At 50.7% G+C, this 16096-nt stretch carries 14 protein-coding genes; 2 read left to right on the top strand and 12 right to left on the bottom strand.

The genetic code is table 11. The features are described from left to right. Positions 1-175: 175 nt before the first annotated feature. The 8 genes from K4H28_RS12640 to pagP all read right to left on the bottom strand — a co-directional run bounded on the left by K4H28_RS12640 (position 176) and on the right by pagP (position 9635). Entirely contained in the window at positions 176-772 is a 597-nt protein-coding gene (locus K4H28_RS12640) for a hypothetical protein (RefSeq protein WP_221005511.1), read from the bottom strand. 125 nt (positions 773-897) lie between these two features. Further along, the gene (locus tag K4H28_RS12645; RefSeq protein ID WP_221005512.1) at positions 898-2757 is read right to left on the bottom strand and encodes a ribonuclease catalytic domain-containing protein; all 1860 of its coding nucleotides are present in this window, start codon (positions 2755-2757) and stop codon (positions 898-900) included. 280 nt (positions 2758-3037) lie between these two features. After that, the gene (gene prfA / locus K4H28_RS12650) at positions 3038-4114 is read right to left on the bottom strand and encodes a peptide chain release factor 1 (protein WP_221005513.1); all 1077 of its coding nucleotides are present in this window, start codon (positions 4112-4114) and stop codon (positions 3038-3040) included. Between the two features lie 100 nt (positions 4115-4214). After that, a complete protein-coding gene (gene hemA / locus K4H28_RS12655; RefSeq protein ID WP_221005514.1) occupies positions 4215-5468 on the bottom strand; it encodes a glutamyl-tRNA reductase in 1254 nt (417 codons plus the stop codon). 80 nt (positions 5469-5548) lie between these two features. Beyond that, entirely contained in the window at positions 5549-7312 is a 1764-nt protein-coding gene (feoB, locus tag K4H28_RS12660; protein ID WP_221005515.1) for a ferrous iron transport protein B, read from the bottom strand. Beyond that, positions 7309-7578, bottom strand: a complete 270-nt coding sequence (locus K4H28_RS12665; protein ID WP_221005516.1) for a FeoA family protein — start codon at positions 7576-7578, stop codon at positions 7309-7311. Before K4H28_RS12665 ends, feoB begins: the two co-directional genes overlap by 4 nt. Before the next feature lie 172 nt (positions 7579-7750). Next, on the bottom strand, positions 7751-9025 hold the full coding sequence (gene purD, locus K4H28_RS12670) for a phosphoribosylamine--glycine ligase (RefSeq protein WP_221005517.1): 1275 nt from the start codon (positions 9023-9025) through the stop codon (positions 7751-7753). Positions 9026-9080: 55 nt separating this feature from the next. Next, a complete protein-coding gene (gene pagP, locus K4H28_RS12675; RefSeq protein ID WP_221005518.1) occupies positions 9081-9635 on the bottom strand; it encodes a lipid IV(A) palmitoyltransferase PagP in 555 nt (184 codons plus the stop codon). 192 nt (positions 9636-9827) lie between these two features. Between pagP and K4H28_RS16775 the strand changes: the two genes are divergently transcribed. Next, complete coding sequence (locus K4H28_RS16775) at positions 9828-9950, top strand: hypothetical protein (RefSeq protein WP_255573526.1); 123 nt, start codon at positions 9828-9830, stop codon at positions 9948-9950. On the opposite strand, the gene purH is transcribed toward K4H28_RS16775, so the two are convergent. The 4 genes from purH to K4H28_RS12695 form a co-directional block, all read right to left on the bottom strand. Next, complete coding sequence (gene purH / locus K4H28_RS12680) at positions 9947-11509, bottom strand: bifunctional phosphoribosylaminoimidazolecarboxamide formyltransferase/IMP cyclohydrolase (RefSeq protein WP_221005519.1); 1563 nt, start codon at positions 11507-11509, stop codon at positions 9947-9949. The genes K4H28_RS16775 and purH overlap by 4 nt on opposite strands. 71 nt (positions 11510-11580) lie before the next feature. Further along, positions 11581-11820, bottom strand: coding sequence for a helix-turn-helix domain-containing protein (locus K4H28_RS12685; RefSeq protein ID WP_203571125.1), 240 nt, complete (start codon positions 11818-11820; stop codon positions 11581-11583). Between the two features lie 55 nt (positions 11821-11875). Beyond that, positions 11876-12889, bottom strand: coding sequence for a tRNA dihydrouridine synthase DusB (gene dusB, locus K4H28_RS12690; protein WP_221005520.1), 1014 nt, complete (start codon positions 12887-12889; stop codon positions 11876-11878). Positions 12890-13027: 138 nt separating this feature from the next. Next, positions 13028-13666 (bottom strand): glutathione S-transferase family protein, encoded by a 639-nt coding sequence (locus tag K4H28_RS12695; RefSeq protein ID WP_221005521.1) that lies wholly within the window; start codon positions 13664-13666, stop codon positions 13028-13030. Between the two features lie 221 nt (positions 13667-13887). Between K4H28_RS12695 and katG the strand changes: the two genes are divergently transcribed. Beyond that, complete coding sequence (gene katG / locus K4H28_RS12700; RefSeq protein ID WP_221005522.1) at positions 13888-16083, top strand: catalase/peroxidase HPI; 2196 nt, start codon at positions 13888-13890, stop codon at positions 16081-16083. Positions 16084-16096 lie beyond the last annotated feature (13 nt).

The raw sequence follows: 16096 nt of genomic DNA on the forward strand, positions 1-16096 counted from the left end.
ATTCAATCACCCAATGCGGGTTAACAATAAATATCAGCGCTTGTTTTAAAAGCCGCGAGCGACTATCAAAGCGGCGAGGCCGGAACACAGGAACCGGAATGTACTTTTGTACTGAGGATTCCGAGTGCCGCCCGAATCACTATCACTGGATGCACAGCGATTTTAAAATAGGCCCTCAGGCTTTAGCGCGATAAATCAAACAGCCGTCGAGCAAATACTCACCTTCGCCCACCTGTGCATTGGGCGCAATCCGATCGAACTCAAAGCGATTACCATCAAGCAAGAGCCACGCTGGAATCGCTTTGTCTTGAAAACGACCAATTGCCTCTTCGGCACGAACAATATCCTGCGCCTTCACTTGCTGTCGTGCGGCGTTAACGCGCGCGATTTCAGCGGCATCTTCTGCCGCATCACGTGCTTCGGGCAACACATCAAAGGCAGAGCGATTGAGCATCGCCTGCGGCGCTGTTTCGCCTTTTTGCACGGGCAGAACGCGTAAATACCAATTAAACAACAAACGCGGCAAGACAACGCGTTTGACTTGTTTCTCTGGATTAATCACGCAAGCCACACCAAACACTTCACCACATTTATGGCATTTGGCTTCAGCGGCAATCGCAATATGGTCTTCGACCAAGCGCGCTACGCCTTCCATTTGCTTGGCTTCCAGCATCGTGCCGCATTTCACGCAGGGCTTGGAAAACTGTTTCACTTGATTACCATTGGCAAACTTCAACGGTAAAAAATCACTGAGGCGGCGGTTAGGCTGCATCGTTATTCCTTCAGAATTAATGTAGATATAGGGCGGGTTAGCCCAAGGCGTAACCCGCCAATTAAGTTCCACATATAAGGAACGGCTATCAGCGCGGATTAATAAAGCCAACCCGCCCTACACAATTACATGCGAGCTAAACGCATTTCTACGGTTAAATCGAGATAATCAATATTTAGACGCTGCAATGCCACCGTAGTTCCAGCTGGCAATTCTGGCAAGCCGCCCACGCGCATCACCAGTGGCATACCATCGATGCGCACCAAGTTTTCTTTAATCACTTGCGCGTTAAAGTCTTTCAGGTTTTCCTGCTCCATGTAGCGCAAGCACCAGTAGCGCTCCATCTTATCTTGGAAATCAGCATACGCGGCATACGCGGCATCAAATGACGAGATCGCCGTAAATAATTCAGCGTCATTTTTTTGATAGCGCGGCTTTTCACTGCGTAGCATAGCGACGAGTTGCTGCTGATTGATGTAATCGACCGCACGGCGTAGCGGCGAGCTCGACCACATATAGCAATCTACACCTAGGCCCGCATGAGCTGTGGCTTGCGTCGACAGGCGAACACGGCCACCGCCTTGTGAGCGATAAATACCGGCGACATCGGCATCGCGCAGCTCTTTGCCCCATTGGCTATTCACCAAAATCATCAACTCGGCAACGAGCTTATCCATCGGCGCACCGCGTTTGCGCGGCACGATACGGACTTTCTCGCTGGTAACGCTATCAACTTCGTCGCGGTCAATATAGAAGTTGTAATCCATTCGCGTTTGTTGCGGCTGATCGGCTTTGCCACGGCGGCCTTCGAGCGCGCCAGCAAAATGCCACAAGAAATTCAGCTCGTCTTTCCAAGCGTAATCCGGCACATCTTGGCCTGCAGTTTCTTCGTTGAAATACGGCTCGATATCGTGATGACGCAAGTTGGCAACGACGGGAACGCGCTCGATCACTGAGCGATAGCTCAAAATATCAAACCCGAGCGACACTTCCAAATACATCGACACCGCAGGGCGTGCCGCACCTTCTTCCAGCGTAAACACATCGACCGCGTCATCTGGCAGCATCGTGATTTTGTCGCCGGGGAAATACACCGTCGAGAGGCGATCAAGCACCACTTGATCGAGTGCAGAGCCCGGCGCAATGCCGAGCACGGGCGCGGCAATGTGAATGCCGACTTGCCAGTTGCCGTTTTTCAATTTTTGCAGACTAAACGCATCGTCGATTTCAGTCGTTGTCGCATCATCAATCGAGAATGCTTTGACATCGGCAATCGGTAAATCTTCGGGCGCAGTCACAGGCTCAAATGCTGCAAAACCTCGGCCTTTCGGGAACTGTTCTGCCAAAAAGCCATCGAGGAAATATTGCGCGATATTCGGAATGGCTCCGACTTTATCGAGCAAACGCAAAGTCGAAGTTTGCGCGGCTTCGGCAGCTGCCGCCAAAGCTTTGTATTCCAAACCATTCTTATCTGGACGATGTATTAACTTGGCGAGCAACGGCTTAAATGCTTCTGGCAACATACCTGCTTGCAGCTCGGTCTGCCATGCCGCCATTTGCTCGGCTTCGCGCTGTTTACGCTCTTGCCCTGCCAAGGCAGCTTTCAGGTTTTCTTCCGGTGCGGCTTTGTAGTTGCCACGACCTTTACGATAAAAATACATTGGTGCCGCGTGCAGCGCGATAGCGGCTGCCGCTTGTTGAATCAGGCTTGGGTTTTTACCGAAATATTCGGCCGCAATCGCAGTAAAGCTCAACTCATCGCCGCCGCAACATTCCCATAAAAGGGTGACGTCGATTTCAGCCGCTTCGCTTTGCGCGGCTTTTGAAAAATCATCCAAGCTGACTTTATCGAACTTCAGCAAAACATTGGCGGCCTTGATTTTGCTGCGCTTGCCGCGCGTGTCTTCCACTTGCAAACTCGCCGGTTGCTCGTCTTGGATCGTTGCAACCTTAAAGCTGCCATCTTCTTCGTAAAAAACATTCATTATTTTTGCGCCAAGGCCGTGAAAGCCAGTCATTTAAATTAAGAACTAGACATTCCCTCCCCCTTGACGGGGGAGGGCTAGGGTGGGGGTGAAACTACGGAGTACTGTGCCAACTCAACACCCCCATCCCAACCTTCCCCCGTCAAGGGGGAAGGAGCTATTGCAGCGAGGTTTTAAACAGTTCACTTTTATTGAGATCAACACACAATCTAAACGCCACCAAAATATACATGTATATACCCCCAAGCATTGCTAGAAAATGGGCAACAACACATACCCATTAATCACTCAATTGCGCCAGCAATTCAGCCTGCCGTTCGCTCATCAAAGCTTGCGTTAATTCGGTCAAATCGCCGTCCATGATGTAATCAAGCTTGTACAGCGTGAGGTTAATTCGGTGATCAGTCATGCGACCTTGCGGGTAATTGTAGGTACGGATGCGCTCTGAGCGATCACCCGAACCGATTAGCGACTTACGCTCAGCGGCCTCTTTGGCATTGATTTCCTGCATTTGCGCGTCTTTAATCCGCGCCGATAACACGGCGAGCGCACGCGCTTTGTTTTTATGCTGCGAGCGGTCGTCTTGGCACTCAACAATAATGCCGGTTGGGATGTGCACGACGCGCACCGCTGAATCTGTTTTATTAATATGCTGACCACCGGCACCGCTGGCGCGGAAGGTGTCGATGCGCAAATCGGCTGGATTGATATTCACTTCTTCAAGCTCATCAGCCTCGGCCATCACCGCAACGGTACACGCCGACGTATGAATCCGCCCTTGCGTTTCAGTCGCCGGAACGCGCTGTACGCGATGCGCGCCCGATTCAAAGCGCAGACGTGAATACGCGCCCTGCCCCACGATACGCGCAATCACCTCTTTATAACCGCCCAGCTCCGACTCATTGACCGACATCACTTCGACTTGCCAGCGATTACGCTCGGCGTAACGGCTGTACATGCGAAATAAATCAGCAGCAAACAGCGCGGCCTCGTCGCCGCCGGTTCCAGCGCGAATTTCGAGGAAAATATTGCGCTCGTCGTTCGGGTCTTTCGGCAGTAACGCCGTTTGTAAATCGTAATCGAGTTGCTCCAAGCGCACTTTGCCGTCTTTGATTTCTTCTTCGGCCAAATCGGCCATTTCAGGATCAGACAACATCGCTTCAGCATCGGCCAAATTGGCGTTAATGCGATTAAACTCATGCCACAACTCAACCACCGGCGTGATTTCGCTGTATTCACGATTGAGTTTGCGATATTGATCCATATCGCGCGTGGCTTCTTCACTCGCCAGCAGTGCGCTAACTTCTTCTAAACGGTCGGCCAGTTGCGACAACTTGGCTTGAATCGATGGTTTCATAACAATTCCGTGAAGCGTTTGTGGCAATTCAACTTGCACAGCAAACAACGCTTATTTTTAATGCACACGAGGTGCAAACTATTTCAAACTTTGATGCGTTTCAATCTATATCTTGCAATCGGTACAAGCGGCGTACCAGATTAACGAGGCTTTCTTGTTCATCGGGTGCGGCGCTATTTAGGGCGGCCAGCGGCGCGTGCAGAAATTTATTCTGCATTTGCTGCGCCATTTGCTCGAGCACTTGGCTTGGATCATCACCCGCGGCGAGGCGTTTTTGCGCGCGCGCCACTTCAGTGCGGCTAATTCGGTCGGAATGATCACGCAAATCGCGAATCGTCGGCACCAACGCTCTGCCTGCTAACCAAGTATTAAAATCGTGCAAGCGCTCGCTAATAATCGCCTCGGCGCTTTCTACTTCCAATGAGCGTGATTCCACGCCTTGCCGCACGACTTCGGCTAAATCATCAACGGTAAATAAATACACGTCATTGAGTTCAGAGACTTCGCTTTCCACATCCCGTGGCACGGCCAAATCAACCATAAAAATTGGCCGATGGCGGCGCGATTTCAGCGCGCGCTCGACCATGCCTTTGCCGACAATCGGCAAAGAGGCGGCAGTTGACGTTACGACCACGTCAAATTCGGCCATTCGATTGGGCAAATCACCCAATAAGATCGCCTCACCATTAAATTTCTTCGCCAAGGCTTCGCCACGCTCGAGCGTGCGATTAGCAATTGCAATTTTCTTCGGATTTTGGGCGGCAAAATGCGTCGCACAGAGCTCAATCATTTCACCCGCGCCGATAAACAGCACATTGCAATCCGCGATGGACGGGAAAATTCGCTCGGCTAGGCGCACTGCAGCGGCAGCCATCGAGACCGACGACGCACCAATTTTGGTCTGCGTACGAACTTCTTTGGCGACTGAAAATGCGCGCTGAAATACGCCATTGAGCAAAGTACCCAACGTGCCTGCGTCGCGGGCGATGCGTTCGGCGTCTTTAAATTGACCAACGATTTGCGTTTCGCCCACCACCATCGAATCCAAGCCCGACACCACGCGATAGGCGTGACGCGCGGCGGCCTCGCCTTGATGGATATAAACATGAGAGGTAATGCTATCAACGCTTTGTTTTCTATTGGCTGCAAGCCAATACATCACTTGATCAATATCGCGGGCGTGACAGTACAGCTCGGTTCGATTACAGGTAGACACAATCGCTGCTTCAAACACGCCCTTCATCGCGACCAAATCAGCCAGAGAAGCCGACAACTCATCCGGATTAAAGGCCAGCCGTTCCCGTACCGCTAGCGGAGCAGTTTGGTAGTTAAGGCCTAAGACGAGCAGGTTCATGAAAAAATGGCGGTATGCAAAACTCGCCATTTTACCCTGAAAACACCCACTTCACGCCACACTAAAGGAGTAGAAGGCGATTAAAAATTCAGCAGACGTGCTGATTGATAGAATACAAACGAAATTGACCATGCCAAGCCCAGTGACCAAACCAATGAAAATGCGGTAAACGCAGTCGATTTAGACTCTTTTTTCATCGCCGCAATCACCGATACACAAGGGATATAGGTCAGCGTAAACAGCATAAAGCTATACGCAGCAACCGGATCGAGCGTATGTGCCAATTGAGTTGCCAGCGCCGTACCTTCATGGCCGGTAATCACCGACAGCGCCCCCAAAACGACTTCTTTGGCGACAAAACCAAAAATTAAGGCAATTGATAAGGTTGAATCAATACCGATAGGCGATAAAACGGGTTCAAAGAAGTTGGAAACCATCAGCGCATAGCTGTGCTGTGGATTTGGAAAATTAGTCAACAACCAGACCAGCACCACGCCAATCACAATCATCGTACTCGCCAAACGCAGGAAATCCCGCGCTTCGCCCCAACCACGCCGCCAGATATGGCTCACCAGCGGTAGACGGTAAGGCGGCAATTCCAAAGCAAATGGCTCATTCGATTTGAAATGCGAACGGAACAACACCGCCGTTCCCATCGCAATCAAAATACTGATGATATACAGCGACAACAAGACCCATGGCGCATTGGCAGGACTAAACAGCGCGCCGCTTAAAAACAGGAAAATCTGTAAACGCGCCGAGCACAGCGAAAACGGAATCGTCAGCATCGTTAGCAAACGCGCTTTATGGTCACGAATCACGCGAGTTCCCATAATCGCTGGCACATTGCAGCCAAAACCCATCATCAACATCACGAAACCACGACCGTCCAAACCCATTCGGCTCATGATGCCGTCCATCATAAAAGCCGCACGAGCAAAGTAGCCGGAGTCTTCAATCACCGACATTAGGCAGAAAAACAAAAAAATCAGTGGCGCAAAGGTCAGTACCGTGGTCACGCCATCAAATAAGCCATTAATGATCAGCCCTTGCCAAAAGCTCGGTAAACCTTGAGTCAGCGGTAACAATGCCGTTTCTTTAAGCCAAGTTAAGCCCATCTCCATCGTGTCTTGCAAGGGCGTGCCAATCGCGTAGGTGAGCTGAAACAAACCCAACATCACTGCTATAAACAGCGGCAAGCCTAACCAAGGATGCAAGACAAACTGATCGACTTTGGCTGTGGTATCGGCACCCAGAATAGGCGGCTGGTGAACCGCCGCCGTATAGATTCGCTTTTCCTCTGCATACATCGTTACGGCTGCGGGCACGATGGCCAAGTTAATGTCGCGTGCAACTTGAGTGAGCAGTCGACTAAGCTGAGTTTTCGCTTCAGGCAGGCCATGCCCCAACTTGGCACTAATGAGCTGCACGGGACAGCCCAACTCTTGCGATAGCAGTTCACAATCAACCGTAATCGCGGCACGGCGAGCTTCGTCTTGCATGTTCAGACAAATTAACAAGGGCGCGCCTAGCGCCTTGAGCTGCAATGCCAAGGCCAACTGGCGATCGAGCTGAGTGGCATTCAGTACCAAGACAATCGCATCGAGTTTGGCTTCCGCCAAAAATCGCTGTGCAACTTGCTCATCCTCTGCTCCGCCAGTCAGATCATAAATGCCGGGTAAGTCAAAAATTTGCACCATTTCAGCGCCGAGTAAAATGCGGCTCGATGCCAATTCCACCGTCAAACCAGGCCAATTGGCAACGCGAGCGGTGCCGCCCGTTAAACGATTAAATAAGGTGGATTTTCCCGTATTGGGCATACCGACCAGAGCAACGCGCTTCATGCTGCAACCTCAGCCAAGGTGCAAGTCTGCAACATGGCATCGCTCACTAGTAATACCTCAATCCCCTCTGCTGCATCACGGCGCAACATCAATTCGGTATTGCCCACACGCAATTGCAGCGGGCCACCCAGCCAACCCCGCCGTAAAACGGTGACCTCACAATCAAGGCGTAAACCCAATGCAGCAAGACGCTGCGCTAATTCGGCAGGAATATTTAATGCGCATACGCGAGCGCTTTGGCCAAGGGCAATCTGAGCTAGGTTCATAGTTAACGAGACTGATTTTCATTAAGAAAAGGTAATCATCCGCTTTGCAAAAGTGAAAATCAATCGTAATTAAGCCCAGTTTGATCTGGATTAATAACTTGATTTTTCATACAAATCCAAACTTTAGGCGAAAAAAAAGCGACCTAAGCCGCTTTTCTGATTACATCGATGCTTATTTCCGATTAATCGCTCGCCATGCGATATCAGTACGATATTGCGCACCATCGAATTTCACATCGGCCAAGATTTCATACGCACGTTTTTGCGCCAGTTGATAGTTTTCGCCAAATGCAGTGACGCACAATACGCGGCCACCGCTGGTCACAGGCTCACCCGCTTCATTCATCGTAGTGCCTGCGTGGAATACATGGCCGTCGTCCAACTCACCTGGCAAGCCCGTAATCACATCACCTTTGCGTGGTGTTTCTGGGTAATTCGCTGCCGCCATTACGACACCAAGCGCGACGCGCCTATCCCATTCACACTCGACTTGATCCAGCGTGCCATTCACGCCATGCTCGAGCAGCGTGACAAAATCGGATTTCAAACGCAGCATAATCGGCTGAGTTTCAGGGTCGCCAAAGCGGCAGTTAAATTCCAAAGTTTTCAGCGAACCATCTGGGCTCACCATCAAACCAGCGTACAAAAAGCCTGTGTATTCGATGCCGTCTTTGGCCATACCTTGTACGGTTGGCAAAATCACTTCGCGCATAGCGCGCGCATTGATTTCTGGCGTAACTACAGGGGCCGGGCTGTACGCCCCCATGCCGCCGGTATTCGGGCCCAGATCACCATCCAGCAAGCGTTTATGGTCTTGGCTGGATGCCATCGCCAATACGTTTTTGCCATCGACCATGACAATAAAACTCGCCTCTTCGCCAGTGAGAAATTCTTCAATCACGACGCGTGCTCCCGCATCACCAAATTGATTGTCTGACAACATGGCATCTACCGCAGCGTGAGCTTCAGCCAAATCCATTGCAACAACGACACCTTTACCGGCAGCTAAACCATCGGCCTTAATCACAATCGGTGCGCCTTTAGCGTCGATGTAGGCGTGCGCTGCGGCCGCATCCGAGAACGTTTGATAATCCGCGGTTGGAATGCCGTGGCGTTGCATAAAGGCTTTAGCGAAGTCTTTTGATGATTCGAGCTGCGCGCCAGCTTGGGTAGGGCCAAAAATTCTCAGGCCAGCTAAACGAAATGCATCCACAACACCTTGCGATAGCGGCGCTTCTGGGCCGACCACGGTAAGCTGAATATTTTCCGCTTTTGCAAATTCAATAAGCTCTGCAATGTCAGTAATCGCCACATTGGTCAGATTTTTTTCCAAAGCCGTGCCTGCATTACCCGGCGCCACAAACACTTTGCTGGAGCGTTCTGACTGCGCTAATTTCCAAGCTAAAGCATGCTCTCGGCCACCAGAACCAATCACCAAAATATTCATATTCACTCCGTAAAGGGCAATTTGAGAAGCATAAACCTTCCCAATTTCAATCTAATTAATAGTCAAATCGGCTAAAGACAAACAGTACATTCCCGTTGTTTTTTCCGCCAGGAATGTAGGTCGCATAGAAATTGACTTTATCGTATTTCACGCCAACCATAGGCAATACAAAAGGCATGGGCACGTAATTAAAATCAGCGTTGCGCAAAAAAATCCCGCCAGTCCAACCCGCACCAGCCCTCAAAGGACCAATCACATCCCAGTACCACATATAGGCATAGCCAACATGCACTTGCGGCTCTTCGTGAGAATCAGCAAATGCAAGGGCATAAATCATTTCTTCATTTTTATTGCCTGTTGCCCGGTGATAACCCAAACCACCACCGTAGGCAAACTCATTATATTCATCAATCTTATCAGCATCATACGTCGAGCGATTGTGCCAAGCATAACCAGTAAGATAAAGACCCGCGTTTCCTTCATTCCACGTACCTGAGATACGTGAACAGGCCGTATCAAAACCCCAAATCCAAGTATCACAATCCACGGCTTTGGCTGGCAATGAGAGTACCGCGCACAACATTGCAAAAGCCCAGATTTTCTTAAACATACATTCATTCCAATAAGGTATATCAATGTAGATTATATTTTGAAAGCCCTCCATTGATATACACTCAATACTACCAATGGATGCGCTAAAAGCTGAGCCATTTTACTACATCACCCACCTGAATCTGGTGACAAATCGAAAAAACTGACACGCTCTGAAATATGAAGCCCGACGAATCGGGCTTCAATCAATATGCTAATTACAACAAAATCGGCAGCGGGCGCGGTGACGGCGCGAAGCCAGTGGCGACGTGTACTCAAAGGACACAAGCCACGCAGCGACAAAGCCGCCGCCGATGCCCGATGTCGATTTTAATGACGGAAGTGGCGAATGCCGGTCATCACCATCGCAATACCATGCTCATCTGCCGCTGCAATCACTTCTTCATCACGCAAGCTGCCACCCGGCTGAATAATCGCTGCCACGCCGTTTTCCGCAATCACATCCACGCCATCACGGAACGGGAAGAACGCATCCGACGCTGCGACTGAACCACGCAATTCCAAACCAGCATTACGCGCTTTAATCGCTGCAATCTTAGTCGAATCAACACGGCTCATTTGGCCTGCGCCCACACCCAAAGTTTGGCCGCCTTTGCAGAAAACAATCGCGTTCGATTTCACGAATTTGGCCACATTCCACGCAAACAATAGGTCTTTCAATTGCTCAGCAGTTGGTTGCAACTTAGTCACTACTTTCAAATCGGCCAACATCAAAGCATGCACGTCCGGTGTTTGCACCAACAAACCACCGCCAACGCGTTTGATGTCAAAACGGTTTTCACCGCTTTCAATGGCGATTTCTAGTACACGTACGTTTTGTTTTTTAGAGATCAAAGCCAAAGCTTCGGCCGTATACGCTGGCGCGATCAATACTTCCAGGAATTGCGTTGCAACCGCTTCAACAGTATCGGCATCCACGATTTTGTTGAACGCGATAATGCCACCAAATGCACTGGTAGTATCAGTCGCCAACGCCAAGCGGTAGGCGTTGTAGGTGTCTTTACCCACGGCAACGCCACATGGATTAGCGTGTTTTACAATCACGCAAGCAGGCTCAGCAAATTGCTTCACGCATTCCCAAGCAGCATCTGAATCGGCGATGTTGTTATAAGACAACTCCTTGCCTTGCAATTGCTTGTAGTTCGCCAAACTGCCCGCTGCTGGATCCAAATCACGGTAGAACGCTGCTGATTGATGTGGGTTCTCGCCGTAACGCATGTCTTGTACTTTTTCGAATTGCAAGTTCAAGCGCGTTGGGTAAGCGGCTTTTTCGCCGTCGCTCGTCAATGCCGTCAGGTAATTCGAAATCGCGCCGTCGTAGGCTGCCGTATGGCTAAAGGCTTTTTTTGCCAAGTTTTTACGCGTTGCCAATGTCAATGCGCCGCCGTTGGCTTGCATTTCTTCGATCAACAAATTGTAATCAGATGCATCAGTCACAATCGCCACGTGCGCATGGTTTTTCGCTGCTGAGCGCACCATGGCTGGGCCACCGATGTCGATGTTTTCGATCGCATCTTCGTAGCTGCAATCAGGTTTAGCAATCGTTGCTTCAAACGGATACAAGTTCACGCACACCAAATCAATATTGCCAATGCCGTGCTCACCCATCGTTGCCACGTGCGCATCCAAATCACGACGACCTAAAATACCGCCGTGAATTTTTGGATGCAAAGTTTTCACTCGGCCATCAAGCATTTCTGGAAAGCCGGTGTAATCCGCCACTTCAATCACAGGCAAACCATGGTCAGCAAACAATTTTGCCGTGCCGCCCGTTGATAGAATTTCAACGCCCTGCTGGTGCAACGCTTTGGCAAATTCCAATACGCCGGTTTTATCTGAAACGCTAATCAGCGCGCGAGTTACTTTACTCATGTGAAGACCTCAATCCATTCAATTTATGAAAATTAGTATCGGGAAAATCGCCCGTTTTTGATGACAAAGCATCACAACAAATCATAAGCCTGCAGTTTTTTTCTTAGGGTATTGCGGTTGATCCCTAGCATTTCAGAGGCGCGCGACTGATTACCATCGACTCGTTTGAGTACATCGATCAGTAGCGGTTTTTCCATCCGAGCGAGCACCATCTCGTACAAAGCACTCGGCGGTTCGCCATCTAAATCACTAAAATATTGCGCCAGCGATGCAGTAATCGCTGCGGCAATCAAATCTGATTGTTCAGACATATTTCTCCCGATTTTTCGGTGTTAATTTATTTTTGTGTCGTCACGAGATCACGCATCAAATCGATGCATCAGTCTCGTTGCGGTATTGCAGTCGCTCGCCATACGCAAGCAAACTTTTTAAATAGGTATCGACCGCTAGAGCTTGACCTGCGGTGCTTTCCTCGGCATACATCGACTGCCGAAACTCATTACTGTTGTGCAACCCTTTGGTATACCAAGCGATATGCTTACGCGCGATGCGGCAACCCGAATACTCGCCGTAAAACGCATACAACTCATCCAAATGCCCCTGCAATACATCGCGAATTTCCAGCACTTCCGGCGGCGGTAAATGCTCACCCGTGGCTAAAAAATGTGCAATTTCACGAAAAATCCACGGTCGCCCTTGCGCAGCGCGGCCAATCATAATCGCATCAGCCCCCGTTTCGCGCAGCACCAGCGCGGCTTTTTCCGGGCTATCAATGTCGCCATTGGCGATCACTGGAATCGATAAATTCTGTTTTACTTCGCGGATCAAGGCATAGCGCGCATTGCCGTTGTACATGTCTTCACGCGTGCGGCCATGAATCGCCAAAGCGGCAATCCCAGCAGCTTCTGCCCGCTGCGCCACGCGAATAATATTTTCTGCGCCGTTAGCAAAGCCGAGACGCGTTTTTAGTGTGACAGGAACATCGACCGCGTTCACGACCGCGTCTAAAATTTCACCAACCAGTTTTTCATCTTGCAACAGCGCGGAACCCGCCAGCTTATTGCAGACTTTTTTGACCGGGCAACCCATATTGATGTCGACAATCTGCGCGCCGTTGGCAACTTGGAAGCGCGCGGCTTCTGCCAGCATTTTTGGATCATGTCCGGCAATTTGTGCCGAAATCGGCGCCAGCTCACCATCAAAATTGGCCCGCAATAGCGATTTTTGGCTTGCTCGCAAGGTTGCATCACTGCTCATCATTTCCGACACCGCGTGCCCTGCGCCAAATTTTTTACAAAGTTGGCGAAAAGGACGGTCAGTCACGCCCGCCATAGGCGCAACGATCAGATTATTTTTTAACTGATACGGGCCAATGTGCATGGCAAAAATGTCGGAAAGGGGAAGGCGCGAATTCTACCCCCTGCCTAAAAAATGAGCAACAAAAAACAGCACCCACAGGTGCTGTTTTCGCATTATTTATTGTAACAAGCGCCGCTGCAGCCCTCGCCACCGCTTAACTTACGGCGCAGCCCCTACCTCAAGCTCACCCGCGGCCAGCCATTCTTGCATTGCAGGTAATGCCAATACGGTTTGCATATAAACTTGTGCTGCAGCTGGCACTTCAATCCCGTAGGTCACCAAGCGCGTCACCACTGGCGCAAAGAAAGCGTCGGCCCAAGTGAAATGCCCAAACAAAAACTCGCCTTCATTCGAATCAATCCCAAAACGCTCGCGGCAATCGGCCCACAAAGCGACAACACGCGCGACATCAGCAGCCACTTCAGGTGTCATCTCAAATGCATGGCGACTGCGCACGTCCATCGGGCAAGCGGTGCGCAACGCAGCAAAGCCCGCGTGCATTTCAGCGCAAACGGTTCGCGCCAAAGCGCGCGCAATCGGATCTTGTGGCCACAATTGCGCCAAAGGAAAGCGCTCGGCGATGTATTCAGCAATGGCGAGTGTTTCCCAAATCGTCACGTCGCCATCAAGCAGCACGGGCACCTTGCCGCTTGGCGACCATTGCAAGCGTTCTTCCCGCGCATTGGCGGCATACAAATTATGCAGCTGCTCATCAAACTCAATGCCCGCGACTTTCAAGCCCAACCAAGGCCGTAATGACCAAGACGAATAGTTTTTATTGCCGATCACCAATTGCATACAGCGCCCTCCCGCGTCAGAAACCAATATGCTACGCCTGATCAAATCAAGCACAAAGCCAAACTCCGCGCTGTGATCTAAAAATGCAGCCAACGCAATGAACTAATCACACAATGAGAATTAGAACTATTAAGCCGATTACAAAATCCAATTAGAAAATTGAAGCACAACGTCCTAGAGTAATACAGCCATCTAATTTCAGCCCATCCAAGGAGTAACTCATGTCCAATGAATCTAAGTGCCCATTTGCCAAAGCCAACGGCAATAACGCCATCGCAGCAGCCCCATCGAATGCCGATTGGTGGCCGAATCAGCTCAAACTCGGCATTTTGCACCAGCACTCCAGCAAATCGGATCCAATGGGTGAAGCATTTGACTACGCCAGCGAATTTAAATCGCTGGATCTGGATGCACTCACCAGCGACCTCAAAACGCTGATGACTGACTCGCAAGACTGGTGGCCGGCAGATTGGGGGCATTACGGCGGCTTGATGATTCGGATGGCTTGGCATTCGGCCGGCACTTATCGCATTAGCGACGGTCGCGGCGGCGCTGGCTCCGGCAATCAACGCTTTGCCCCGCTCAATAGCTGGCCCGACAATGGCAATTTGGATAAAGCACGCCGCCTATTGTGGCCAATCAAACAAAAATACGGTCGCAAAATTTCTTGGGCCGATTTAATGATCCTTGCAGGCAATGTAGCACTTGAATCAATGGGCTTTAAAACCTTTGGCTTTGCGGGTGGTCGCGTTGATATTTGGGAGCCACAAGAAGATATTTACTGGGGCATGGAAAAATCATGGCTAGCGACCAGCGATAAACCGGGTAGCCGCTACTCTGGCGAGCGCCAATTGGAAAACCCACTCGCCGCAGTGCAAATGGGCTTGATCTACGTAAATCCAGAAGGCCCAGATGGCAACCCTGATCCCGTTGCATCAGGCCGCGATGTCCGCGAAACATTTGCCCGCATGGCGATGAATGATGAAGAAACCGTCGCTCTGGTGGCGGGCGGCCATACCTTTGGTAAAGCCCACGGCGCGGGCGACCCTGCGCTCGTTGGCCCAGAACCCGAAGCCGCTCCCATCGAAGCGCAAGGCTTAGGCTGGATCAATCAGCTCGGCAGCGGTAAAGGCGTTCACACCACCACTAGCGGTATTGAAGGTGCGTGGAAACCCAACCCTACGACTTGGGATAATGGTTATTTCGACATGCTGTTTGGCTACGAATGGGAACTCACCAAGAGCCCTGCTGGCGCGCACCAATGGGTAGCTAAAGACGTAAAACCAGAACATATGATTCCGGATGCGCACGATCCGGCAAAAAAACATCCACCAATGATGACCACCGCCGATATGTCGCTGCGTATGGATCCAGCCTACGAGAAAATTTCGCGCCGCTTCCACCAAAATCCAATCGAATTTGCCGATGCATTTAGCCGCGCTTGGTTTAAGCTCACGCATCGAGATTTAGGCCCACGCAGCCGCTATTTGGGCGCACTCGTGCCAAGCGAAACGCTGATCTGGCAAGACCCGATCCCTGCAGTCGATCATCCGTTAATCAATGAGCAAGACATTGCTGCGCTCAAAGCCCAGCTACTATCATGTGGTCTGTCTATCAGCCAACTGGTTGAAACAGCCTGGGCATCCGCAGCTACTTTCCGTGGCAGCGATAAACGCGGAGGCGCTAATGGTGCGCGGATTCGCCTTGCTCCGCAAAAAGATTGGGCTGTTAATCGCCCTGCCCAACTAGCAAGCGCGCTTGAAAAACTCAGCGCAGTTCAGCACGCGTTTAATCAAGCGCAGTCAGGTGGCAAAGAAGTTTCGCTGGCTGACTTAATTGTTTTGGGTGGCAATGCAGCAGTAGAAGCGGCCGCTCTTAAAGCCGGCGTCACGGTACAAGTGCCGTTTGCGGCGGGTCGAATGGATGCAACGCAAGAACAAACCGATGTTGCATCATTTGAAGTACTTGAGCCGCAGGCCGATGGTTTCCGCAACTATGTGAAAGCGGGATTTGAGTCAGTGACCAGTGAATTACTGATCGATAAAGCGCAATTGCTCACGCTCACGGCGCCAGAAATGACGGTACTGATTGGTGGACTGCGCGTACTCAATCCGGGTCAGCACGGCAATTTTTCAGCCACGCCAGAAACATTAAACAATGATTTCTTCGTGCAACTACTGGATATGAACACGCAATGGCAACGCTCAAGCAGCGAAGGCGTACTCGAAGGTCGTGATCGTAAAACGGGCGCAGTGAAATCAAGCGCCACCGTCGTGGATCTGATCTTTGGTTCGAACTCGCAATTGCGCGCGATCGCCGAAGTCTATGCCGCAAGCGACGCACAGCAAAAATTCGTCACTGATTTCGTTGCCGCGTGGAACAAGGTGATGAATCTGGATCGTTTTGATTTGAAATAACGCCTTTGATTTA

Origin of the sequence: Deefgea tanakiae, assembly GCF_019665765.1 — a bacterium.
GTDB classification, from domain to species: Bacteria; Pseudomonadota; Gammaproteobacteria; order Burkholderiales; family Chitinibacteraceae; genus Deefgea; species Deefgea tanakiae.